The sequence below is a fragment of the Pseudomonas sp. PNPG3 genome (assembly GCF_023093815.1).
GTDB lineage: Bacteria > Pseudomonadota > Gammaproteobacteria > Pseudomonadales > Pseudomonadaceae > Aquipseudomonas > Aquipseudomonas asiatica.
Window position 1 is genome coordinate 1 of the sequence record NZ_JALLKV010000054.1, and the last position, 23536, is coordinate 23536.

Sequence of the window (23536 nt, forward strand, 5' to 3'; positions counted from 1 at the left end):
CAGAATCGGGCATTTAGTCCCACCACCCCTTCAAGTCTAACCATACAAGCGGGCAAGCCCGCGAAGAAGCCAGCGTGTCAGTTCAGACAAGCACCGTCCACAGCGCAAACCCGGCATACCACAGCACCGCACAGCGCAGCAGCAGCTCCCACAGGCTGTCCAGCCGTCCCAGCCCGCGCTGGCTGTCTTCTTCTTCGGGAATGTCATCGGCAATGCGCCCGACCCTGGCAACCAGGTGGGCGGCGCTGATGTGCCAGTTGAGCACCTCGTGCAGCATCACCCGGGTAACCGCGAGAAAATTGCCGACCAGGGCGAAACTCAAGGCCAGCACCCGCACCGGCAGCCAGTCCATGATATGCCTGAGCTGCTCGGCACGGGCCTTCAACGTCGGTTGCTTGCTGTGTTCGCCACACAGAGCCAGCAAGCGATAGGCCAGGGCTGCACCCGGGCCCAGCACGAAGTACCAGAGGATCACCGCGAAAAAGCCTTGGTACACCTGCCACAGCAGGTTGCCCTGCACCTGCACCAACAGGCTTTGCGGCTCGTCGGCCGCCAGCCCCAGGTCGCGCTCGGCCACGTGCAGCGCGGCCTGGTCGTCACCGCGCCGCCAGGCATCACGGAACGGCCCCATCGATGCCTTGGCATCGCCGCGGCCCAGGCTGTAGATCAGCACCAGCAGGTGCACCGGCAACGCCAGCAAGCCATACGCCACCGGGTCCAGAACATGCAGCAGCAAAACCAGCAGCGCTACCGGTGCCAACACCAGAATGGCCAGCGTCCACCATGGGTGCACCTTGCCGCTGCGCTCCAGGCGCACCAGTTCGCCGAGGAAGAACCCATCTCGCTGCACCTGATGGCGCAGGGCCGAGAACTTCTCGACCCAAAGCGCCAGCAACAACACCAGAAAACTCATGCCTTGTCCTCGTTTTGCTGCAGCGCCTCTCGGTAGCGCGGCCAGTCGAAGGCCGGGCCGGGGTCGGTCTTGCGCTGCGGGGCAATGTCGCTATGGCCCTGGATGCGGTCCAGCCCGATGGCCGGCCAGGCACCGCGGATGTGCCGGGTAAGTTGCTCCAGCACCGTGTACTGGGCATCGGTATAAGCCAGGTCGTCGGTGCCTTCCAGTTCGATGCCGATGGAGAAATCGTTACAGCCTTCACGCCCGTCGAAGCACGACACCCCGGCGTGCCAGGCACGGTCGAGCAACGACACGAACTGGGTCACCGCACCGTCACGCTCGACGAACAGGTGCGCCGACACGGTCAGGTGGTTGATGCTGGCGAAGTACGAGTGCTCATTGGGGTCCAGGCGGTTCTGGAAGAATTGCTGGACCTTGCCGGTACCGAAGCAGGCCGGCGGCAGGCTGATGTTGTGAATAACCAGCAGGGAAATCGATTCGCCTTCGGGGCGAGCATTGAAGTTCGGCGAGGGGCAATGGGTGATTCCGATTCCGTGGAACCAGCCAGTGGCACGGTCCAATTGCATGGGGCAGATCCTGAGAGCGCCGTGAACAGGTCAACAGTATGCCCTGCGGCCAACGGCGTTTGCATGTGAATCATTGTAATGCTGTGGGAGCGGGCGTGCCCGCGAACACCGGCGCAGCCGGTGCCATCCACCGCGGCGCTTGTTTCGCGGGCACGCCCGCTCCCACAGAGATCGTGCCAGCTTGCAGATAATGCGCAAGACAGTTGTGCCTACCGCCGCAGCCCGTCGAGCACCGCCTCAAGCGCCCGCTCGAACAAAAGCCCGTCATCCAGCACCCGCACCTCACCTCGATGCAGTGCCCGGGCCAGGCTGGCCCCGTTCCATTCGCGTACTTTCATACCGGTGCGGTTGGCGAACACCAGCCGGTCGCTACTGTCGACGCGCGCCACCAGTTTGCAGCGCAGCGGTTCGTCCTCGTCCAGCACTTCTACCCAGGTACCGATACGCAGGCGCTGCACGTGGCGCAGCGCCACAGCCTGCCCGTCGGCAAACTGCGACGGAGCACAAGCGGGTTCCTCGGCAATCGCCAGGACGATGTCCTCGGCCACCAGCACTTCGCTCAAGGGCTGGCCCTCAGTGCCGGGCTGCATCGCGGTACCCGCGCACGCACGCAGGTGCAGCTGTTCCAGTTGCAGGAAGAATTCGCGGGTCGCTGCCGAGTCCAGGGCCACGCTGGCCAGGCCATCGCGCAGTGCCTTGAGCAGGCCCGGTACCTGCTGCAGCAAGGCATGCGGCTCATGCGGCGGAGTGATGCTGGCCAGCAGCGTGTCCATCGTCTGCAAGGCATCCCGCCAGGCCTGGGATGCTTCACCTTGCTTGAGCCAGGCCAGCAGCAGTACCTGGCTCCAGGCTTGCACCAGCATCTGTACCACCACCTGCGGCAATAACCTACCGCGCAGCCGTTGGTTGAGAGCATGCTGCACCTGCTGCCTGGCCTGCAGTGTTCGGGCACGCCCTTCTTCGGCGTCGCGGGTGCGTTGTTCGAGCAGCTCGTTGCGCCGCCGCTCGTCCTGGTTGAAAGCGAGGAAGTCTTCGAGCAGTTCGGCGAACAGGCTGGTATCTTCGGCAAAATCATTGAGAAGGCGCTGGACGATACGCTCCACCCGCAGGTGCAGGCTGTCACGCATACCGTCGCCGCCGCATTCCCAGCCGATTGCCGCGCCAGCGATCTCGTTGAGCAGCCGGCGGGCCGGGTGGCTGGCACGACTGAGCAGCCCCTTGTCCAACAGGGCCACTTTAAGCAGCGGAATGTGCAAACGCCCGATCAGCGCACGCAGGCTGGCCGGCAAGTTGTCGTCGTTCTGGATGAAGACGAACAGCAGGCCAACCAGGTTGATCATGTCCTCGTCGGCAACATCGATACGCCGGCGTGTGCCGCTGCGCACGCTGACCCGCAACAGCAATTGTTCAAGCTGTTGGCCAAGTTCGAAATCGTCGGCCTCGTGGGTAGCGGGCACATAGTGCTGCAAATGCGAAAGCAGGCGCAGCAGGTCGGCGGTGCTGATTGGCTGGGCGGCGGCCACCGCCTGCAAACGAGGCGCGAACTTTCCACGCACCGGGGCCAGCAGTGTTTGCAACGAGGCAAAGAAAGCCTGCCCTGCCGCGTCCGAGCCCACCTCGTGACCCAGGTTCGCCGGCCCACGACCTGCGCTCATGCGCCGATCTTCGGCACGCCGACGTGGTGCCGACGGCAATTCAGGCAATACACCGGCGGCGGCCAGCAACTGGTTGGCTTCGCCATAGATCACGTCGGCATCGCGCAACACATAGCGCTCGAACAGTTTGAGCAGGACCAGCTTGACCCGCAGGCCAACCCCCAGGTTGCGGCCAGCGTAGAGGAAGTAGCCGCACAGCGCTGCGGGCCCCAGCGGGTTGTGCTGCTCGTGCAGGGGGCGGTCGAGCAGTACCTGCAAGCGCAGGCCCAGTTGCTGCAGGGCAATACCGTCGCGTGACAGCACGCGCGCGACCATGCCTTCTATCGCGCCAGCCCGTTCCACGTGGGCCTTGCTGCGCAGGTTGCCCGGCTCGACCATGTGCGCCAGCAGGTCAACCTGGCCGATACGGGCAAAGGCATCATAGAACGTGTCGAGAAAACCGCGCTCGATGCTCTTGCGCTTCAGGCGCAGGTCACGCATGGCCTCGAAGTACAGGTTCTGGTCACTGCGGTCGAAGGCCTTGTCGGCCATCTCGAAGAGGGTGTCGTCAGCATTGTCGAACAAGCCCTGCAGGCCCTGACGCAACTGCAAGGCGGCCTTGTCGCGCACCTGCAGGAGCAATACCGGAAGGCAAGGCAGAGGCGTACGCCCGCCTCGATCGATGGCTGCCGCCAAGGGCACCACCTTGCCTTCTTTTTGCATCCTGTACTCCTTGCAGGGTGTCTCGCCCGAAGGGGCTGAAGATCGTCAAAGTCATGACGCCAAATACTAGTCACCATTATCGGTAAAAATCCACACAGCTGCCAGCGCCGTTTCACTAGCTGGCTAATGACCCTGATTTACCCCGCCTGCTCACACCGGCCGACCAAAGGTCATCGCCGAGGCGACTGTACACACCGGCCCCCTGCCCTATAATCGCCGGCATCTAGCTTGTGGAGCCGACCATGCCGAACCTACGCCTTGCCGACCTGACCGCTGAAATCGAAGCCAATGTGCGCCGTGCGCTGTTGGAGGACATCGGCAGTGGCGATATCACCGCGCAGTTGATCCCGGCCGAGCGCCTGGCCAAGGCGACCATCATTACCCGCGAAGACTGCGTGATCGCCGGCACCGCCTGGGTCGATGCCGTGTTCCGCCAACTCGACCCACGCGTGGCCGTGCACTGGCAGGTGGCCGATGGCGAGCGCGCCACGGCCAACCAGCCGCTGTTCCATCTGGAGGGCCCCGCGCGTTCGCTGCTCAGTGGTGAGCGCAGTGCATTGAACTTCCTGCAGATGCTGTCGGGTGTCGCCACTCGTGCGCGCTTCCTTGCCGACCTGGTGGAAGGCACCCAGGTACGCCTGCTGGACACCCGCAAGACCCTGCCGGGCCTGCGCCTGGCGCAGAAGTATGCAGTGACCTGCGGCGGTTGCGACAACCACCGCATCGGCCTGTACGACGCCTTCCTGATCAAGGAAAACCACATCGCAGCCAGCGGCGGCGTGGCCGCGGCCGTGGCGGCGGCGCACCGCATTGCGCCGGGCAAGCCGGTGGAAATCGAAGTGGAAAGCCTGGATGAGCTGCGCCAGGCACTGGCCGCTGGTACCGACATCATCATGCTCGACGAGCTGACTCTGGAAGAGATGCGCGAAGCAGTGCGCATTACTGCGGGCAAGGCCAAGCTGGAAGCCAGTGGCGGGGTCAACGAGACGACCTTGCGGGTGATTGCCGAGACTGGGGTGGACTACATCTCGATTGGTGCCATGACCAAGGATGTGAAGGCAGTGGACCTGTCGATGCGGTTGAGCCTGTAAGCTGATTGCAGGCATGAAAAAACCGGCCTCAGGGCCGGTTTTTTCATTGGTGGCGCTCTCGGATCAGAACGAAGCGTTGGCCAGCCCATCCAGGTAACGCTCGACATCCAACGCCGCCATGCAGCCGGCACCGGCCGAGGTAATGGCCTGGCGATAAACGTGGTCGGCCACGTCACCGGCGGCGAACACGCCCTCGATGTTGGTGGCGGTGGCATTGCCCTCACGGCCGCCGTTGACCACCAGGTAGCCGTCCTTGAGGGTCAGCTGGCCTTCGAACAGCGAGGTGTTCGGGGTGTGGCCAATGGCGATGAACACGCCGTCGACCTTGATTTCGTCGCTGCTGCCATCGTTGTTCTTCAGGCGCGCACCAGTCACGCCCATGTTGTCACCCAGCACTTCGTCCAGGGTGGCGTTGAGTTTGAGCTCGATCTTCCCTTCGGCCACACGGGCATGCAGCTTGTCGACCAGGATCTTCTCGGCGCGGAAGGTATCGCGACGGTGTACCAGAGTCACCTTGCTGGCGATGTTGGCCAGGTACAGCGCCTCTTCCACGGCAGTGTTGCCGCCACCCACCACGGCGACCGGCTTGTTGCGGTAGAAGAAGCCGTCGCAGGTGGCACAGGCCGAAACACCCTTGCCCATGAAGGTTTCTTCCGACGGCAGGCCCAGGTAGCGGGCGCTGGCGCCAGTGGCGATGATCAACGCGTCACAGGTGTACTTGCCGCTGTCACCCTGCAGGGTGAAGGGTTTGTTGGCCAGGTCGACGGCGTTGATGTGGTCGAAGACGATTTCGGTTTCGAAACGCTCGGCGTGTTCCTGCATGCGCTGCATCAGCGCAGGGCCGGTCAGGCCGTGGGGGTCGCCCGGCCAGTTGTCGACTTCGGTGGTGGTGGTCAGCTGGCCACCGGCCTGCATGCCGGTGATCAGCAGCGGCTTGAGGTTGGCACGGGCGGCATATACCGCAGCGCTGTAACCGGCAGGGCCGGAACCGAGAATGATGACGCGCGAATGACGTACTTCAGACATGTCGAACTCCTGTCGAGCGGGCCGCAGGGCCGGCATCGGTGTACCGGCTGCGCCTGCCTGGAAATTAAAAAGGACCCACGCAGCACTTGGGGAAGGCTACAACGCGCAGGCCCATAAAGCGGAAAGTGAGCGCACTGTAGCGAGGTCGCAAAGATTAAGGAAATATCCTTCGACAATCCACCTCATAGCCATCGTCTATTCAGCGATTTGATCGATAGCCAAGCCCTGCTGCTTTTGTTACAGCCCGTTTCCCGCCCGCTGCCCGCCTTTCGTCGGCGCGGCAAACTCGGTAAGGTCAGCGCGTTTTCCTTCTCTGCGGAGTCTCTCGATGCAAGCCCCTGTACTCTCTGGCCCCCAGTACCTGCGCGAAGGCCTGAAACTGGTGCTGAGCCCCAATCTGCGGTTGTTCGTGCTGCTGCCGCTGGCGGTCAACCTGCTGCTGTTTGGCGGCCTGATCTACTTCGCCGGCCACCAGTTCAGCCTGTGGGTGGACGCCCTGATGCCAAGCTTGCCGAGCTGGCTGAGCTTTCTCACCTACATCCTCTGGCCGCTGTTCGTCGCCCTGGTGGTGCTGATGGTGTTCTTCACCTTCACCCTGGTGGCCAACATCATCGCCGCGCCGTTCAATGGCTTTCTGGCGGAAAAGGTCGAGGTTGTGGTGCGTGGCGAGGACAATTTCCCCGCGTTCAGCTGGGGCGAGCTGGTGGCCATGGTGCCACGTACCTTCGGCCGTGAAATGCGCAAGCTGGGCTACTTCCTGCCGCGGGCCATCGGCCTGTTCATCCTGTCGCTGATCCCGGTGGTCAACGTGGTGGCGGCGCCGCTTTGGCTGATCTTCGGGGTATGGATGATGGCTATCCAGTACATCGACTACCCGGCGGACAACAACAAGATGAGCTGGCAGGACATGCTCGCCTGGCTGCGGCAGAAGCGCTGGCAATCGCTGGGCTTTGGCGGCATCACCTATCTGGCGTTGATGGTGCCGGTGGTGAACGTGCTGATGATGCCGGCGGCGGTGGCCGGGGCTACGTTGTTCTGGGTGCGGGAGCGGAACTGAAGGGGCGAGGGGCTGCAGGGCAGCCCCTTTTTGCGGGCTGCATTTTCAAAAGTCGGAGAAACTGTAGGGCTCGAGGGTGGCAATCTGAGAAAGCAGTATTAGATGCTCCACTGCCTTAACCTTCTCAAGGTTAGCAAGGTCGCTTGAGCCGCCGAACGCCAGGGCTGGAACGAACCCATACATTTCATCATGCTTTAGCATGCCCAGTTTTTTCTTTGCTGGCTCGAACATTCCATCAAAGTCAACAGACGCCTTCTCTTTCCCAAGGAAGAAACCTTGCACTTCACTGTCCATATCCGCCGCCGTCAACTCATATTCACTTCCCCTATATCGTGAAATATGAGCCAAAATCTTTACTGAGAAACCCGTTTGCTCTCCAAAGAGATACAGGTCACCAAATGCACCGCGAGCGATCAGGTGGTATCTATCCCGCCTCTCCAATATTGTGCCTTCGATAAGCGAGGCAGTTACCTCTTCATATTCCTGGGGATTGACAGTCCAAAATATCCCGTCACCATATCCGCACCAACCGTGCTCACTCCAATACTCTAACAATTTGCTCGGCAAGATCCCTCTGTATCGATCCAGACTTGAGGGAGGAACCTCCTGTCGAAAAAACGGCTCACCAACTTGCTCTACAAACAGGGAAAAAATCTCATCCACGGCGAAACCCTCAAGCGACTAGCATTTATGCAGTTTTACGTTTAACAGGCCTGACCCCACACCCGATCTTGAAGCTTTCTCGGCAGCAGCTTTCAAACCATAAACTCTGCTTTTCCATTGCGTGCCTATGCTCGAGTTAACTTGCCTGTCGCCAAAGTCAGAAATAGTATCCCGTCCACCGGCGATCAAGTCAGGATTATGCAAAGCTGCGAGAGATGACATGGTTTCCTTTGCTTGCTTCACCGAGAGCTTTCTAGCTTCAATGGCACTCATAGTTTTCATCAGATCCCTCTGAATCCTCTCCTGCAACTTATCATAAAGTTCCTTTCTCGCTATTTTTGCAATGCGCGGATCTCGCTTGGCCGGATTAGCGATATTTTCGAGAAACTCTTCAACCGTAAGCCGGTTTAGCCCATCCTGCTGTCCCTTCAACTGCCGTTCAAACTCGCCATGCTTGGATACTGGCAATTTGTCTGCCTTGAAGCACGCCACGGTATGCAACGGCATGCTACCGGGCTTCCCTGTCGAGGGCTCCTTGTCTTTCTCAGCCGGCCGATCAGGCTGCATCGGTTGCGGCTCACCCACCGCCCCCTTGCGTCGCTCCGGCACCTGCAGGTCTGGCCGTTTCTTCAAGCCCTCTTCATGCTTGAGCATCCATTGCCCCAGCCGCGCACCTTTGCGGCTGGCCGCCATTTCCTGGGCCAGCACCCGGGCATCGCCGCGGCCGCGGGTGAGGTACGACACGATCGCCCCCAACAACAGCAGCACGACTTCCACATGGCCTTGGGCAATCTGATGCGTGGCCCGGGATATCGCATAGGGGTCGTCCCGGCAGAACGGGCCCGTGCCTTCATTGCCGCAGGTGCCTTCCCAGGCGAAGCGAATGCCGTCGACGTAGTACTCGCCGATACGCGGCAAGCCCTCGATGAAGAACTCGGCGATGGAGGCCAGCCCCAGCGCGCCGAGGATCCAGCCACTGACCTTGAGGCCCACAGCCGCGCCCGCGCCGGCGAACGGAATGGTTCCGGCGCCGCCGGCGAATGTGCCAACCCCCGCGCCAAGCAGGCCACCGGTAATGGTGCTGCCGGCGACGATCATCGCCATCTGCCGCACGACCATCAGCAGTTCGTCGACGATGCTGTTGATGTCGAGGTCGGCGAAGCGCTGGCGCAGCATGTGCGCCGCCTGCCATTCGGCGTGGTAGAAGGCTGTGCGGACGGCTTCGATCCGGCGCAGGTTGAGGCCTAGCGAGGCGACTTCTTCATTGAGGCTGGTGCGGAACTGGCCACCGCTTTGGTAGCCCACCATGGCGATGACACGTGACTCGATCTCGTGCCAGGAGGGCACGAGGTAATCCAGGTACATGAGGTGTCTCCCTGACAGCGTGTGCAGGGGGAAATCCCATCATGGATTCGGATCGGAGGTTTCTTAGCCAGTTGTAGGAAAATGCGACTTCTTTTACGGCAGGTTCAGCGAAGTTGAGCTGTTCAGCCGGCACCATGGACAAGGTTGGGGATCTTTGTCGTGCCTGAGATCGAGCCCCATCTGGGCGGGGGCTCGACTGCATATGCGCTACAAACCTCAGGCCATATCAAAGACTCAACTGGCTGGAAAACTGCCCCACCACATCCACCACCCGCTTCGCACCATCCTGAATCTCGACGATCACGCTCCCTGTCTCGTCCGCCAGTGCCAGGCCCTGCTCGGCCTGGCGCTTGCTGGTGTCGATGATCGCCACTGCCGCTTGGGCCAGTTGCTCGTTCTGCTGTACCACGCGGGCGATTTCCTCGGTGGCGGTGCTGGTGCGCGAGGCCAGTTGGCGCACTTCATCGGCAACCACGGCAAACCCACGTCCCTGTTCGCCAGCGCGGGCCGCTTCGATGGCCGCGTTCAGCGCCAGCAGGTTGGTCTGCCCGGCAATGTCGCTGATGGTCTTGATGATCGAGCCGATCACCCGCGACTGGGTATCCAGTGCCTGGATACCCTCTGCCGCCTCTTGCATCGACGCTTCCAGCCCGCGCATCACGCTGACGCTCTGGGTTACCACATCGGTGGCCTTGCGGGCACTGGCATCGGTACCCAGCGAGGTGTTGTAGGCGACATCCGCCGCCTCGGCCACCGCCTGCTCCTGGTTGACCTGATCGGTGATGACGGTGGCGAACTTCACCACCTTGTACAGCACGTCATGGGCATCGAAAATCGGGTTGTATGAAGCTTCCAGCCAGACCACCCGGCCGTGGGCATCGATACGCTTGAAGCGGTCGGCAACGTACTCGCCACGGCGCAGCTTGTCCCAGAACGCCTGGTAGCCGGCCGAGTTGGCCTCCTCCGGCTCGCAGAAGATGCGGTGATGCTTGCCACGGATCTGCTCCAGGCGGTAACCGACAGCGCCCAGGAACCGGTCGTTGGCAGTGAGGATGGTGCCATCGAGATCGAACTCGATCACCGCGGTGGAGCGCATCAGGGCCTTGATCAGGCTTTCGTGCTCGCGGGAGGTCTCGATGGTGCGGGTAAGGTCGCTGGAATGCAGCGTGAAATACTTGATGCGCCCCTCGCTGTTCTTGACCGGCTGCAGGATCGACCGTAGCCAGGCTTCCTGGCCATTGCCACGCAGCAGGCGGAATGCACCGTTCAGGTGTTCACCGCGGCTGATTGCGCCCTTCATGCGCTGGTGGAAATCCAGCGTCTTCACATGGGCGGGGACGATGTCCTCGATGTTGCGCCCAAGCAATTGTTCGCCACGGTAGAGCATCTCGCTCTCGAAGTTGGCATTGACCATCTCGATCCGTCCCTGAGGGTCGAGTTGAAGTACCAGCATCTCGCTGTCGAGGCTATTCTTGACCTGTTCTATGGACATCAGGTCTTCGCGAAGCTGCCGGATTTCTTGCTTGAGCTTGTTGTTGAACATCACCGCTCTCCTGGAGCGAATCGGGTAGTCGAATGCATCTTCATCGGCTGCCGATGCCCCCGCTTGAGTGCCCTGCAATGAAATATTCACGTGGACATACGCGTCGGCGAGCAGGCGTCATCTTTACGTCACACGGCAGTCACATTGGCGCAATCCAGCAGGCGGAAACTTTTTGTCATGAATACACCCGCCCTACGCATTTCCCTGGTCAGCGAAACCTTCCCACCCGAGATCAACGGCGTGGCCAATACCCTTGGCCGCCTCAGCGAGGGGTTGCGCCAACGCGGCCATGAGATCGAAGTGGTGCGCCCACGCCAGGCCGGAGAAGCAACGCGGCACAGCGACCCGAACCTGATGCTGTGCCGTGGCTGGCCACTGCCTGGCTACCCGGGCTTGCAATGGGGCGAGGTATCGATGCACAAGCTGTTGCGCCGCTGGCGTCGACAGCGCCCGGATGTGCTGTACATCGCCACCGAGGGGCCGCTTGGGCTCAGTGCACTGCGCGCGGCCCGGCGCCTCGGGGTTGCGGTGGTCAGTGGCTTCCACACCAACTTCCCGCAGTATTCCGGCCAGTACGGGCTGGGCCTGCTGACGCGCCTGCTCACCAACTACCTGCGCTGGTTCCATCGGCGCACGGCGATCACTCTGGTACCCAGCCTCAGCCAGCGCCTGGAGCTCGAACGCCGTGGCTTCGAACGCCTGGAGCTACTGGCCCGGGGGGTCGATGCCTGCCTGTTCAACCCGGCCCGGCGCAACCCCGCATTACGGGAAAGCTGGGGGCTCGGCCCGGATGATATCGCCGTGCTGCATGTGGGGCGGCTGGCGGCAGAAAAGAACCTGGGCTTGCTGCGCCCAAGCCTGGAGGCCCTGCAGAAAACTTATCCACACAAACGTCTGCGCCTGATAATGGTCGGTGACGGCCCGCAGCGTGCCGCCCTCGAACAGCAGGTACCGGATGCCATGTTCTGCGGCGTCCAGCGTGGCGAGGTGCTGGCCGAACACTATGCCAGCGGTGACCTTTTCCTGTTTCCGAGCCTGACCGAAACCTTTGGCAATGTGGTACTCGAAGCCATGGCCTCGGGGTTGGCGGTGGTCGCCTATGACGAGGCAGCCGCCGCGCAGCATATTCGTCATGGCCATAGCGGTGCGCTGGCCATGCCGGGGGATCAGGTGGCGTTCATCGATGCAGCCTGCTGGCTGCTGGAGGAAGAAGAGACGTTACGGCGGGTGCGCCTGAATGCGCGAAAGCATGCCAGCCACCAGGGATGGCCGGCGATTGTCGAGCAGTTCGAGGGGTATCTGCATGCAGCCCGGAACCAGGCTGCGACCTCGCCTGCTTCGAGGCTGGGTGCTACGCGATCTGTGTAGGAGCGGCCTTGTGTCGCAATCGGGCTGCAGAGCAGCCCCTCGATAGTTGCGACAATGCTGATATCCGGGGGCCGCTATGCGGCCCGATCGCGACACCAGGCCGCTCCTACAGAGGGACCGCGTCAGGCACTTCAGGCCAAGGCTTTCTCGATAGCCTGCACCACCGCAGGATCATCCGGCGCCGTGCGCGGCGAAAAACGCGCCAGCACCCGCCCGTCCTTGCCCACCAGGAACTTCTCGAAGTTCCAGGTAATGTCGCCCGGGAACTCCGCCCCCTCACCCGCCAGCAGTCGGTACAGCGAATGGCGCTGCGGCCCGTTGACCTCCAGCTTGGCACCCAGCGGGAAGCTCACCCCGTAGTTGAGGCTGCAGAACTCCTGAATTTCCTTTTCGCTGCCAGGCTCCTGCCCGGCAAACTGGTTGCACGGAAGGCCAAGCACGTTGAAGCCCTTGTCCTTGTAATTCTGGTAGAGGTTCTCCAGGGCCTTGTATTGCGGCGTGAGGCCACACTTGGAGGCAACGTTGACCACCAGCACCACTTGGCCCTTGAACGGTGCGAGGGGCAGCTCCCCGCCGTTCAATGCGTCCAGTTTCAGGTCGTGAAATGCACTCATGATGAATCCCCTCTCAGGTTCCCGGTTGCCGCGCAGGCGAATTACGCCCACTAAAAAGGCGCTCGTCCAAACCGTCCACCTCCCGTAGGAAGGCAAATCGGCTTGCCCGAGCGCCTGGCGACTTTCTGAGCTTAGCGCAGAAAAATCAGTGGTGATGGCCACCTTCACCGTGGATGTGCCGGTGAGCGATTTCTTCGTCGCTGGCATCACGAACGTTGACCACCTTGACCTGGAAGGTCAGACGCTGGCCGGCCAGCGGGTGGTTGCCGTCGACAGTCACGTCGTCGCCGTCGATGTCGCGAATGGTGACGATCTGCATCTGGCCATCCGGCGCCGAAGCGTGGAACTGCATGCCCACTTCCAGTTCGTCGACACCTTCGAAAAGGCTGCGGTTCAGGGTGCTGACCAGCTCGGCCAGGTATTCGCCGTAGGCATCTTCCGGCTCGATGGAAACGTTCAGCTCATCACCGGCCTGCTTGCCTTCCAGGGCTTTTTCCAGGCCCGGGATGATGTTGCCGGCACCGTGCAGGTAAACCAGCGGTGCACCGCCGGCGGAGCTGTCGATGGTCTCCCCGGCGTCGTTGGTCAGGGTATAGTCGATGGAGACAGCCTTGTTGGCGGCGATCAGCATGGGGCAAGACCTTTTGCAAAAGTATGTAGAGCGGACAAGTGTAACCAAGCCATCGCCCGATTGCGAACGCACTGCGGACGAGCAACGGCCCATCAGTCGGATCACCGGCTTCCACCAGGACGAAGAGGGCCACTGGGTGGCCGAACTGTCCTGTGGCCACACCCAGCACCTGCGCCACCAGCCGCCGTGGCAGGCACGCCCCTGGGTGCTCGACCCGACCCAGCGCGAGCAGCGCATCGGCCAGCCTTTCGCTTGCGGCTGGTGCGCACAAGGGGCCGATAGCGCTACCCTTGGCCGTTAATTTCTTGCACCGCTTATTTCGAGAAGCACGCATGCAGACATTTTTCATTGCGCCGACCGATTTCGGTGTCGGCCTGACCTCCATCAGCCTGGGCCTGGTGCGCACCCTGGAGCGCGCCGGGCTGAAGGTCGGCTTCTTCAAGCCGATCGCCCAGCCCCACCCGGGTGACACCGGCCCCGAACGCTCCACCGAGCTGGTCGCCCGCACCCACGGCATCAAGCCCCCGGTGCCGCTGAGCCTGGCCCACGTCGAGCGCATGCTCGGCGATGGCCAGCTGGACGAGTTGCTCGAAGAAATCATCCGCCTGTACCAGCAAGCCTGCATCGGCAACGACGTGGTGGTGGTCGAGGGCATGGTGCCCACGCGCCACGCCAGCTATGCGGCGCGGGTCAACCTGCACCTGGCCAAGAGCCTGGATGCCGAGGTGATTCTGGTATCGGCGCCGGAAAACGAAGTGCTCAGCGAGTTGTCCGGCCGGGTCGAACTGCAGGCCCAGCTGTTCGGCGGCCCGCGCGATCCGAAGGTGCTCGGGGTAATCCTCAACAAGGTGCGCACCGACGAAAGCATGGCCGACTTTTCCACCCGCCTGCGCGAGCACTCGCCGCTACTGCGCGGCAACGACTTCCGCCTGCTGGGCTGCATCCCCTACCAGCCTGAACTGAACGCCCCGCGCACCCGCGATGTGGCCGACCTGCTAGGTGCCCAGGTGCTCAACGCCGGCGACTATGAACAGCGGCGCATGAGCAAGATCATCATCTGCGCGCGTACCGTTGCCAACACGGTGCCACTGCTCACCTCGGGTACCCTGGTGGTGACACCGGGCGACCGCGACGACATCATCCTCGCCGTCAGCCTCGCGGCGATCAACGGCGTCCCGCTGGCCGGCCTGCTGCTGACCAGCGACAGCAAACCTGACGCGCGTATCCTTGGTCTGTGCCGTGGCGCCCTGCAGGCCGGCCTGCCGATCCTGTCGGTCAGTACCGGCTCGTACGACACCGCCAACCAGCTCAACTCGCTGAACCGCGAGATACCAGTGGACGACCGCGAGCGCGCCGAATTCATCACCGACTTCGTCGCCAGCCACCTCGACGCCGCCTGGCTGCACCAGCGTTGCGGCACGCCGCGTGAATTGCGCCTGTCCCCAGCCGTGTTCCGCTACCAGTTGATCCAGCGGGCGCAGCAGGCCAACAAGCGCATCGTCCTGCCGGAAGGCGCCGAGCCGCTGCTGGTGCAGGCAGCGGCCATCTGCCAGGCCCGCGGCATTGCCCGCTGCGTGCTACTGGCCAAGCCCGAGGATGTCGACGCCGTGGCCCGCGCCCAGGGCATCACCTTGCCGCCGGGCCTGGAAATCCTGGACCCCGAGGTAATTCGCGGGCGCTATGTAGAGCCGATGGTCGAGCTGCGCAAGAGCAAGAACCTCAATGCACCAATGGCCGAGCAGCAACTGGAAGACCCGGTGGTGATCGGTACCATGATGCTGGCCCTGGACGAAGTGGACGGCCTGGTCTCGGGCCTGGTGCACTCCACCGCCAACACCATCCGCCCGGCTCTGCAACTGATAAAGACCGCACCGGGCTCGAGCCTGGTGTCGTCGGTATTCTTCATGCTGTTCCCCGAACAGGTGCTGGTGTACGGGGACTGCGTGATGAACCCGCACCCGAGTGCTGTCGAACTGGCCGAGATCGCCCGGCAGAGTGCCGAATCGGCACAGGCCTTCGGCATCGCGCCACGGGTGGCGATGATCAGTTATTCAAGCGATTCGGCCAGCGACGAGGAAGTCGAGAAAGTGCGCGAAGCGACCCGCCTGGCACAAGGCGCGGCGCAAGAGCTGCTAATCGACGGGCCGTTGCAGTATGACGCGGCGGCCAACCCGGCGATTGCGCGGGACCTGGCGCCGGGCAGCCCGGTAGCCGGGCGGGCGACGGTATTCGTGTTCCCAGACCTGAATACCGGCAACACGACTCACAAGGCGGTGCAACGCAGCACCGACGGGGTCAGCCTGGGGCCGATGCTGCAAGGGTTGCGCAAGCCGGTGAACGACTTGCCGCGCGGGGCTCAGGTTGACGATATCGTGCATACCATTGCCCTGACGGCGATTCAGGCGAGCGTGGCGGGCTGATACCTGCGAAGCATGCACCGCGGTGCATGGCACCGGCTTCGCCGGTGTTCGCGGGCACGCCCGCTCCCACAGGAACCGCGCATTTCCTGAGCCTCGCGCTAAACCTGTGGGAGCGGGCAAGCCCGCGAAGGGCCGCCAAGGGGCCCCGGCGGTCAATCAGGGATACTGCTGAACCTGACCTTGCTGGTCATACTGCTGACCCGGAATCGGCTTCAGGTTCACTTCCACACGGCGGTTCTGCGCACGGCCATTGGCGTCGGCGTTGCTGGCGATCGGCTGGTCCGGGCCCATGCCACGTACGGTGATACGCGAGGCATCTACACCCTGCGAGGTCAGGTAGGTGCTGACCGCCTGCGCACGGCGCTGGGACAGGTCCATGTTGTGCTGGCGGCTGCCAGTGCTGTCGGTGAAGCCGACCACTTCGATGGTGTTCTGGTTGAACTGCTTGAACGAGCCGGCCAGGTTGTTCAGCGGCGAGTAGAAGCTTGGCGCGATGTTGGCCGAGTCTGTTGCGAAGGTGATGTTGCCCGGCATGATCAGCTTGATCTGGTCACCCTGGCGCTGCACTTCCACACCGGTATTGGCCATTTGCGCGCGCAATTCGGCTTCCTGCTTGTCGGCGTAGTAGCCATAACCGGCTGCAGCGGCACCCACGGCGGCAGCGCCGATCAGTGCGCCCTTGCCACGGTTGTTGTGGTCGATGGCGGCACCGGCGATAGCACCGGCCAGCGCGCCCAGGCCGCCGTATTTGGCAGTTTTGCTCATCCCGGTGGAGCCCTGCGCCTGCCCTTGGCTGTCATAAGGGTTCTGGCCGGCACAGCCGGTCATCAGGGCAGCGGCGGTTGCGACGATAATCAGACGACGCATGGTGAACATGGACAAGCTCCTACTGAATTCATGAATGCGACAGATCATAAAGGGATCTATGCCAGCCTTGGATTGCATCGGTGCCGAAAAATTCCGTGAAAGTGCCTTCATGTGCCATCAGGCACGCACAAAGGGGTTCTCGCGCATTTCGTCGCCCAGGCGGGTATCAGGCCCGTGGCCGGTCACCACGATGGCCTCCTCGTCCAGCCGGTACAGCCGCTCCCTGATGGAACGGACGATGGCCCGCTGGTCGCCACCCCACAAATCGGTACGGCCAATGCCCCGGCGGAACAGGGTATCGCCGGCGATCAGCAGCTTGGCGTCGGCAAACCAGAAACTCATCGAGCCTGGCGTGTGGCCTGGCGTATGCAAGGCCACGCCACATCCACAGGCCAGCTCCTCGTCATCCCCCAGCCAGCGGTCTGGCGCGGGTACCGGAGTGTAGGGCACGCCGAACATCTGGCACTGCATTTCCAGGTTGTCCCACAGCGACTGGTCGTCCTTGTGCAGGTGCAGCGTGGCGCCGGTCAGCTCCTTGAGCTTGCCCGAGGCGAGGAAGTGATCGAAGTGCGCGTGGGTGTGGATGATGCTCACCAGCGTCAGCCCGTGGGCCTGCAGGCGGGCAAGGATCTTGTCCGGGTCACCGCCGGGGTCGACGACGATGGCCTTTTTGGTCAGCGGGTCGCCGATCAGGGTGCAGTTGCACTGCAGGGGGCCTACGGGGAAGGTTTCGCGGATGAGCGCTGACGATGGATTCTGCATAGGGAATACGGGAACCGGTTAATCGAAGAGGGTCTGTACGCGAGCCAGTGCATCAAGGATGACGACCTCGGGTACCGACTCTATGCGTTTGGCAAATCGGGCTTCAAGGTCGACTGTGCGCACCTGATTGCAGAGCATCACGCCCTGAGTCTGCGTACCCGCACCGCTGAGCGTGACGGCGAAACCCGCATGCCTGGCAAAATCGCCACCTTGAGTGATCGGCACTACCACAGCCAGGCCTGACGCATTGAACGCAGCTGGAGTGAGCACCAGCGCAGGTCGCCCGGCACCCTGCTGCTCCCGTCCAACAGTCGGATCGAGATTGACGCGAACGATATCGCCCCTGGCGAACTTCACCCGATTCACACTTCACGCCCTACTGGTGGCATCGCGTTCCAGTCGGCCATGTCCTCTGGCTCCGGTGCATCCAGATCGCACTGAGCCATCAGCTCTTCAAGGGTGTATTTGGGTTTCGACCTGACGGGTTTGAGCACCATGGTCTCACCCGCGGTGTCCAGGCTCAAGGTAGAGCCGACTCCGAGACGCATCTGCTTGAGCACTGCAGCCGGCAAGCGAATCGCGGCGCTGTTACCCCACTGTTGAATCTTGATCTGCATGAGTATCTCCCAAGGTAGATACATAGTAGAAACCCTCCAAATGATTGCAAGCGAAATGTAGAGACGTCGTATCTACACTGTCATTTGCCCGGTATGGACAAAAGCCCTGCAACCTCAAGAAGGAAATGCCCTACATCACCTTGGGAACCTACTTTCCACCTGCAAAAATTTGAAACGTAATCCTTGTCAGTTTCAAGGCAAAAACAACCTGAACAACCCACCCCCAAGCGCGCCGCCATTGGAGATCTCGATCCGCCCGCGCACCCCGCCGCTTTCATGCAGTGCCGCGATCCGCGCCGCAAAATACAGGCCAAGGCCGGTACTGCCGCTGGTCGAGTCGATACCCTGGATGAATTCTTCCTGGCGTTCGAGCATCCGCTGTGGATAACCCGGGCCGTCATCGTTGACGCAGATGGCCAGCTGGTTGTCTGCCTCTTCGATGGTGATCAGCAAGGCATGCGCGGCAAAGCGGGTGGCGTTGGTGATCACGTTGGCGATCACCGAGGCCACCAGCTCGCGGTCGAAGAAGCCCAGCGGGTTGTCGGTGTCGATGCGCCAGGTGGCAAGGATGTCCTTGTGCTTGAGCACCTCCTCGTGTGCCGCGAGCTGGGCTTCGATAAAGTCGTCCAGTTCGTGGTAGTCCGGGCACACCGGCAACTGGTTCACGCCCAGTTTGTACAACCCCAGCAACTGCACAAGCATGCCGTTGAGGTGGCGAAACTCATGTTCCATAACCCCTTGCTCGGCACCACTTCGCAGCTCCTCGGGCAAGCGCTGCATCCACTGGTTGTGGGACTGGATCAGCGCCGACAGGGAGTTCTTCAGGTCGTGCACGGTGGAGGCGATCACCGTGGAAAAATCCAGCCCCTGGTTGTCTTGATTCATGCGCCGAACACTCGGATGTGCAGTTTGCGGTAACGGTCGTAGCGGTTGTCGCTGGCGGGGATGCCGGCCACGCTGGTCAGGGCGTCGCGACACTCCTGCATGATCGCGGGCTGAGGGTTGTCTCCGCCGATGCGCAGCAGCGCCTGGGCAGTGTTGAGGGCGATGCTGATGTTCTTCGGCTGCAAACCCAGCGCCTTGCGGAACAGCTGCAAAGCCTCGCCGAGCTGCCCTCCCTGGTAACTGCGCACACCCTGGCGATTGAGGGTGACCGCTTCGGTAATGGCGTTGAGCACGCTGGGGTCGTCCGTCAGCTTGCCGACCCTCTCCATGACCTTTGGGTCATCGCCATAACTTTCCACACAGTTCTTCAGCACGCCGATGGCGGCAGCTTCCTGTCCCATGGCCTGCAACTGCGCGGCAACGGTCAGGGCCGAATCGACCGAGAAGAACTGGTTCATCTTGTCCAGGCGCTGGATCGCCTGTTCGGTCAGCTTTGCAGCCGTTTCAGGGTCGCCGGCCTGCTGCAGGCTGGCGGCCTTCATCATGCGGGCACGCACCTGCAGGCCTTGGTCCTCGGGGTTTTCCTTGGCCACTTCGCTGAGTGTGCTGTTGATCTCGACCCGTGTGCGCGCATCCAGCCCAAAGCCGGCATTCCTGCTCATCAGCGCCTGCACCAGGCCCAGGTTGTTCTCGGGGTCCTTGTAGCGTGAGCTCTGGCCCTGATTCACCGCGTGGCGAAATGCCTTCGAAGCACTCTCGAAGTCTTCGTTTTCCAACGCCAGCTTGCCCAGCGTCGACTGCCGGCGCACCGATAACGGCGACAGGCGCACGGCTTCTTCAAGCATGTTCTGCGCACGCCTGGTCTCGCCTTGGGCCACCAGCACCTCGGCCATGCCATCGTACAGGCCTGGCATGATCGGGAAGGCCTTGAGCGCCTGCTCGTACACGCCCTGGGCCTGGGCATTCTGGCCACGCTTGTGCATCAGGCCGCCCAACGCCGAGTAGACCCACGGCTGCGGGCGGCTGGCCAGGATGGCCTTGAGGAACTTCTCCAGTTCCTCGAAGCGGTTGAGGTTGCGCAAGGCATCGGCCCGATAGCGCAGGCACAGCGGGGCCAGGCGTGGGTCGCGCTTGCACAGCTCGGCGCAAGCCGCCAGCACTTCTGCCGGGCGATTTCGGTCCAGGGCCTGCAGGATCGGCTTGAGCAGGGTCTTGCGCTGGTACAGTTTCTCGACGCGCTGGGCCAGGCCAACTCGGTTGAACGGCTTGGTCAGATAGGCATCAGGCTCGTGCTCGATGGCGCTGAGGACAATGGCCTGGCTGCTCTCGGCAGTGACCATGATGAATATGCACTCATGGCTGATGTGCTTGTCGAGGATCAGGTCTTCGAGCACCTGCTGGCCGTTCTTCTTGCCGTCGCCCAGGTGGAAGTCCTGCAGTATGACGTCATAGCGCTTTTGCGCGCACATGCGCAGCGCCTGCTCGCCGCTGTCGGCGGTGTCCACGTCACGCACGCCCAGTTCGCGCAGCATGGAACGGGTCGACGTGCGAAAGTCGGTAAAGTCGTCGACGATCAGAAAGCTCTTTTGCCCGTACTGCAGCATCAACACGACCTGCCTTGGAATGATTGAAAAATCGCGCGAGGCGATGCCACCGATAGCTGTATCGGCAGCTGGTCGGAAAAGATTAGGGTAGAGCATTCGCGGCCACGAACCATGGCCTCGAGCCATCACTTTAACGAGCAAGACCCTGCTGGGCCAATATCACAACAGCAGCCCCAGGGACTTGGCCTTCGCCACCGCCTGGGTACGCCGCTCCACCCCCAGCTTGCTGTTGATATGGCTGGCGTGGGTTTTCACCGTGTGCAGGGAAATGAACAACCGCTCGCTGATCTGCTGGTTGGAACAACCCTGGGCAATCAGCTCGAGCACGGCCAACTCGCGGCTACTCAGGGCTTCGCCGCTGCCGGTGCTGGCGCTTGGTATCTGCGGCAAGCGCTTGAGCAACTCGGCCTGCACCGGGCAGGCGGCTACTGCATGGAGCTGTTCGAGAAGCCACTGCGGGTACTGCTCCAGCAAAGGCTGGAACGGTTGCAGCACGCCGCCATGGGCTGCCGCCAGCAACCGTGGCAACAACTGGGCGGCCTGCTCTTCCCGACCTTCGCCCAGCAACAAGCCAAGCCACTGGCACAGGGCACTGACGCTGAGCATCATGCCGCCACTGGCCTGGCCGCGCTCGACCAGGCCTGCCAGCCGCTGCGCCGCATCGGCGCTACGCGACTGGATACGCTCGAGGGATGCCTGCTGCAAGGCGATGTGCAACGGCAGCAACGGGTGGAACTCCGGGGCCGCCGCCGGTTGCTCGCCACCATAAGTCTGGCCCAGCCGCAGCAGCCAGGACTCGGCCAGGTCGATGCGCCCCTGGGCCAACCACAACTCGCATTTGACCAGGGTGATCATCGCCAGATAGTAGACCGGCGGTACATCCCAGATGTGCATCAGCCGCTCGGCCTCGGCCAGTTCGGCAAAGGCCTCGGCAAAGTGCCCTTCTCGGCCATCGAGCGTAGCGATCACACAGTGGCCGATGAGCACACTGATATCACGGCAGGCCCGAGCCTCGCCCAGCCCAGCACGTAAACGGGCACGACCCTGGGACGGCTGCAGACGCGACACCAGCAGGTAGCCCTCGTAAAGCGTCAGGCGGGCGCGCACGGCATAAAGCCGCTGTGCCGAGAGCCCTTGCAGGCGCTGCAACCCCTGGCGAACTTCGTCCAGCGCGCGCAACACCTCGCCACGGGCATGCAGCACCCGCGCCCGGTCGTAATGGGCCAGGGCCTCGAACAATGGGTTGCCAACACGCTGGGCCAACTCCAGCGCCTCACGGTTCCAGCCGCGGGCCCGCCAGAAATCGCCATCGGCAATCGCCAGGTTGGACAGCGTCGACAGGCACACCAGGCGTTGGCCATAACGCTTGCTCGGCAAACTCTGCAGCGCTTCACCGCAATAGGCCAGGGTGCGCTCGCGATCACCACGGCCACGGGCGATAACACCACTCAGCGCCAGCCACTGGGCCAGCATGGACTTTTGCGCGGTCGCCGAAGGCGCGGGCAGGAAGCGGCTGAGATAACCCGCCAGCTCCTCGGCCGCGTCCAGCTGGCACGCCAGGCCCAACGCCCAGCTGTACAGCACGATCAGCCGCGGCGTGCTGATCAGCAGGCTGTCGGGCAGGTCCATCTTCCAGCGCAGCAACATGCCGACGTTCTGTTCGGCCAGCAGTTGCTCCTCGGACAGGCTCTGCACCAGGTCGGCGGCGACATCGAGGTAACCGGCGCGCAGGGCCTGCTCCACCGCTTCGTCCAGCAGGCCCTGGCTTTCGAACCAGCGGCAGGCACGCAACTGCAGGTCGGCCAGCGGCTCGCTGGCCTGGCGGCTGCGCAACAGGTCGGAGAACAAATGGTGATAGCGGAACCAGTGGCCATGCTCGTCCAGCGGCACCAGGAACACCTGGTGCGCCTGCAAGAAACGCAGGATCGCGGCACTGTCGTGGCGGCCGCGTACGGCATCGCACAGCGGGGCGCAGAAACGTTCCTGGCAGGCCGTTTCGTAAAGGAAGGCCTGTACATCGGCGGGCAGCATGTCGATGACTTCTTCCAGCAGATAGTCACGGATCAGGCCCTCGCCGCCATGCAAGGCCTGGGGCAAGGCCTGCTCGTCAGCGGACTCGCTTGCCGCCAGCTGCCAGAAACGCAACCCGGCCACCCAACCGTCGCTGCGCTGGATCAGGTTGTCCAGAGCCTGGCCACGCAGCCCGTTGGGTTGGCGGCCGATCACCGCCAGTGATTCTTCGGCGGTCAGGCGCAAGTCCTGTTCGTTGAGTTCGACCAGGTGCCGCGACAGGCGCAGGCGCGCCAGGTGCCAATCCGGGCGTTGGCGGCTGGTGACCAGCAGCACCAGGCCGGGGGGCAGGTGATTGAGGAAGAACTGCAGGCAGCGGTCGAGTACCGGCCCCTGGGCCAGGTGATAGTCGTCCAGCACCAGCAACAAGGGAGTATCGGCTTGCAGGTACAGCGCCAGCTCGTCGAGCAGGCCGTCGAGCCATTCCTCGAAGGCGAACGGCTGGTGGCGCTGGCGCATTTTCAGCAGACCCATGGCCTGGCCGCCCAGCGCCGGGCAATACTGCTGCAGGCCTTCGAGCAGGCGTTCGAGGAATCGGCCAGGGTCGGCATCCCGTTGGCTCAGGCCCAGCCACAGGCTACGCCAGTGCTCGGGCAGCGCTTCGCAAAATTCGATGGCAAGGGAGCTTTTGCCGAACCCTGCCGGGGCATTGACCAGTAACAACCGCCCGCCGAGACCGGCTTGCAGCCGCTGGCACAGGCGCAGGCGCGGCACATGGCCGTCCGGCAAGGGCGGCCGGAAGAAACGCCCGTCCAGCAGGCCCAGGGCCTGGCTGGTGAATCCATGCGTACGGGACAGATCTGTCATGGCCGGCTCGTTCTGATTGGAAGACTACGGCGGTATGGATGCTTGCGAGACTAGCGGGTAACGCTACGCATTTGAAGATGATGGGCGCAATTACACTGAAAAAGACTGCGACAAAAAGCAACATGACTGATGGACAGCGGCTGGGGCGGGGGTTTGGAGGGGTATTCACCAGCTTTATTGCTGTACCGGCCTCTTCACGGGTGAACCCGCTCCTACAGAGATTGCGCAGGTTTCAAGCCCAGTGCAGTACCTGTGGGAGCGGGTTCACCCGCGAAGGGGCCGGTACAGGAAAATGAAACGCCCCGGA

General features: G+C 62.6%; 21 protein-coding genes. 5 read left to right on the plus strand and 16 right to left on the minus strand.

The genetic code is table 11. The features are described from left to right. Nucleotides 1–82 precede the first annotated feature (82 nt). The 3 genes from ampE to MJ643_RS24800 form a co-directional block, all read right to left on the minus strand. On the minus strand, nucleotides 83–913 hold the full coding sequence (gene ampE, locus MJ643_RS24790; protein ID WP_038408715.1) for a regulatory signaling modulator protein AmpE: 831 nt from the start codon (nucleotides 911–913) through the stop codon (nucleotides 83–85). Further along, nucleotides 910–1482, minus strand: coding sequence for a 1,6-anhydro-N-acetylmuramyl-L-alanine amidase AmpD (gene ampD, locus MJ643_RS24795; RefSeq protein WP_023662425.1), 573 nt, complete (start codon nucleotides 1480–1482; stop codon nucleotides 910–912). Before ampD ends, ampE begins: the two co-directional genes overlap by 4 nt. Before the next feature lie 209 nt (nucleotides 1483–1691). Then, complete coding sequence (locus MJ643_RS24800) at nucleotides 1692–3839, minus strand: DUF1631 domain-containing protein (protein ID WP_208209737.1); 2148 nt, start codon at nucleotides 3837–3839, stop codon at nucleotides 1692–1694. A 242-nt stretch (nucleotides 3840–4081) separates the two neighbouring features. On the opposite strand from MJ643_RS24800, the gene nadC reads away from it, so the two are divergent. After that, nucleotides 4082–4930 carry a carboxylating nicotinate-nucleotide diphosphorylase gene (gene nadC, locus MJ643_RS24805; protein WP_038408711.1) on the plus strand — a complete coding sequence of 283 codons (849 nt, stop codon included), beginning with the start codon at nucleotides 4082–4084 and terminating at the stop codon, nucleotides 4928–4930. A 63-nt stretch (nucleotides 4931–4993) separates the two neighbouring features. On the opposite strand, the gene trxB is transcribed toward nadC, so the two are convergent. After that, complete coding sequence (gene trxB / locus MJ643_RS24810) at nucleotides 4994–5956, minus strand: thioredoxin-disulfide reductase (protein ID WP_015268972.1); 963 nt, start codon at nucleotides 5954–5956, stop codon at nucleotides 4994–4996. Nucleotides 5957–6284: 328 nt separating this feature from the next. Between trxB and cysZ the strand changes: the two genes are divergently transcribed. After that, the gene (gene cysZ, locus MJ643_RS24815) at nucleotides 6285–7013 is read left to right on the plus strand and encodes a sulfate transporter CysZ (RefSeq protein ID WP_004376058.1); all 729 of its coding nucleotides are present in this window, start codon (nucleotides 6285–6287) and stop codon (nucleotides 7011–7013) included. Nucleotides 7014–7058: 45 nt separating this feature from the next. Here cysZ and MJ643_RS24820 read toward each other — a convergent pair whose 3' ends face one another. The 3 genes from MJ643_RS24820 to MJ643_RS24830 form a co-directional block, all read right to left on the minus strand. After that, a complete protein-coding gene (locus tag MJ643_RS24820; protein ID WP_024086276.1) occupies nucleotides 7059–7676 on the minus strand; it encodes a GAD-like domain-containing protein in 618 nt (205 codons plus the stop codon). A gap of 18 nt (nucleotides 7677–7694) precedes the next feature. Continuing rightward, nucleotides 7695–9041, minus strand: a complete 1347-nt coding sequence (locus tag MJ643_RS24825) for a DUF6861 domain-containing protein (RefSeq protein ID WP_247727031.1) — start codon at nucleotides 9039–9041, stop codon at nucleotides 7695–7697. A gap of 226 nt (nucleotides 9042–9267) precedes the next feature. Continuing rightward, on the minus strand, nucleotides 9268–10584 hold the full coding sequence (locus MJ643_RS24830) for a PAS domain-containing methyl-accepting chemotaxis protein (RefSeq protein WP_024086274.1): 1317 nt from the start codon (nucleotides 10582–10584) through the stop codon (nucleotides 9268–9270). Between the two features lie 177 nt (nucleotides 10585–10761). On the opposite strand from MJ643_RS24830, the gene MJ643_RS24835 reads away from it, so the two are divergent. Continuing rightward, nucleotides 10762–11952 (plus strand): glycosyltransferase family 1 protein, encoded by a 1191-nt coding sequence (locus tag MJ643_RS24835; protein WP_024086273.1) that lies wholly within the window; start codon nucleotides 10762–10764, stop codon nucleotides 11950–11952. Between the two features lie 131 nt (nucleotides 11953–12083). Here the strand turns inward: MJ643_RS24835 and MJ643_RS24840 are convergent, their stop codons facing one another. Both MJ643_RS24840 and MJ643_RS24845 read right to left on the minus strand, forming a co-directional pair. Then, nucleotides 12084–12566, minus strand: a complete 483-nt coding sequence (locus MJ643_RS24840) for a glutathione peroxidase (RefSeq protein WP_015268966.1) — start codon at nucleotides 12564–12566, stop codon at nucleotides 12084–12086. 145 nt (nucleotides 12567–12711) lie between these two features. Continuing rightward, nucleotides 12712–13197, minus strand: a complete 486-nt coding sequence (locus tag MJ643_RS24845) for a peptidylprolyl isomerase (protein ID WP_003259610.1) — start codon at nucleotides 13195–13197, stop codon at nucleotides 12712–12714. Here MJ643_RS24845 and MJ643_RS24850 point away from each other — a divergent pair. Both MJ643_RS24850 and pta read left to right on the plus strand, forming a co-directional pair. Then, nucleotides 13196–13498 (plus strand): DUF3565 domain-containing protein, encoded by a 303-nt coding sequence (locus tag MJ643_RS24850; protein WP_024086272.1) that lies wholly within the window; start codon nucleotides 13196–13198, stop codon nucleotides 13496–13498. The two genes, MJ643_RS24845 and MJ643_RS24850, sit on opposite strands and share 2 nt — an antisense overlap. Before the next feature lie 31 nt (nucleotides 13499–13529). Next, nucleotides 13530–15617: a phosphate acetyltransferase gene (gene pta / locus MJ643_RS24855; protein WP_024086271.1), complete on the plus strand. Its 2088-nt coding sequence runs from the start codon at nucleotides 13530–13532 to the stop codon at nucleotides 15615–15617. 156 nt (nucleotides 15618–15773) lie between these two features. Here pta and MJ643_RS24860 read toward each other — a convergent pair whose 3' ends face one another. From MJ643_RS24860 to MJ643_RS24890, 7 genes are all read right to left on the minus strand, one after another. Next, the gene (locus tag MJ643_RS24860) at nucleotides 15774–16493 is read right to left on the minus strand and encodes an OmpA family protein (RefSeq protein ID WP_013970946.1); all 720 of its coding nucleotides are present in this window, start codon (nucleotides 16491–16493) and stop codon (nucleotides 15774–15776) included. 108 nt (nucleotides 16494–16601) lie between these two features. Next, complete coding sequence (locus MJ643_RS24865) at nucleotides 16602–17246, minus strand: MBL fold metallo-hydrolase (protein ID WP_013970945.1); 645 nt, start codon at nucleotides 17244–17246, stop codon at nucleotides 16602–16604. A gap of 18 nt (nucleotides 17247–17264) precedes the next feature. Further along, on the minus strand, nucleotides 17265–17612 hold the full coding sequence (locus tag MJ643_RS24870) for a type II toxin-antitoxin system ChpB family toxin (protein WP_024086269.1): 348 nt from the start codon (nucleotides 17610–17612) through the stop codon (nucleotides 17265–17267). Continuing rightward, entirely contained in the window at nucleotides 17609–17863 is a 255-nt protein-coding gene (locus tag MJ643_RS24875) for an AbrB/MazE/SpoVT family DNA-binding domain-containing protein (RefSeq protein ID WP_013970943.1), read from the minus strand. The genes MJ643_RS24870 and MJ643_RS24875 overlap by 4 nt, the downstream gene beginning before the upstream one ends. A gap of 192 nt (nucleotides 17864–18055) precedes the next feature. Then, nucleotides 18056–18748 carry a HAMP domain-containing sensor histidine kinase gene (locus tag MJ643_RS24880; RefSeq protein WP_013970942.1) on the minus strand — a complete coding sequence of 231 codons (693 nt, stop codon included), beginning with the start codon at nucleotides 18746–18748 and terminating at the stop codon, nucleotides 18056–18058. Next, nucleotides 18745–20352 carry a response regulator gene (locus tag MJ643_RS24885; protein WP_023661095.1) on the minus strand — a complete coding sequence of 536 codons (1608 nt, stop codon included), beginning with the start codon at nucleotides 20350–20352 and terminating at the stop codon, nucleotides 18745–18747. The genes MJ643_RS24880 and MJ643_RS24885 overlap by 4 nt, the downstream gene beginning before the upstream one ends. Nucleotides 20353–20511: 159 nt before the next feature. Beyond that, the gene (locus MJ643_RS24890) at nucleotides 20512–23229 is read right to left on the minus strand and encodes a LuxR C-terminal-related transcriptional regulator (protein ID WP_013970940.1); all 2718 of its coding nucleotides are present in this window, start codon (nucleotides 23227–23229) and stop codon (nucleotides 20512–20514) included. Between the last annotated feature and the right edge of the window lie 307 nt (nucleotides 23230–23536).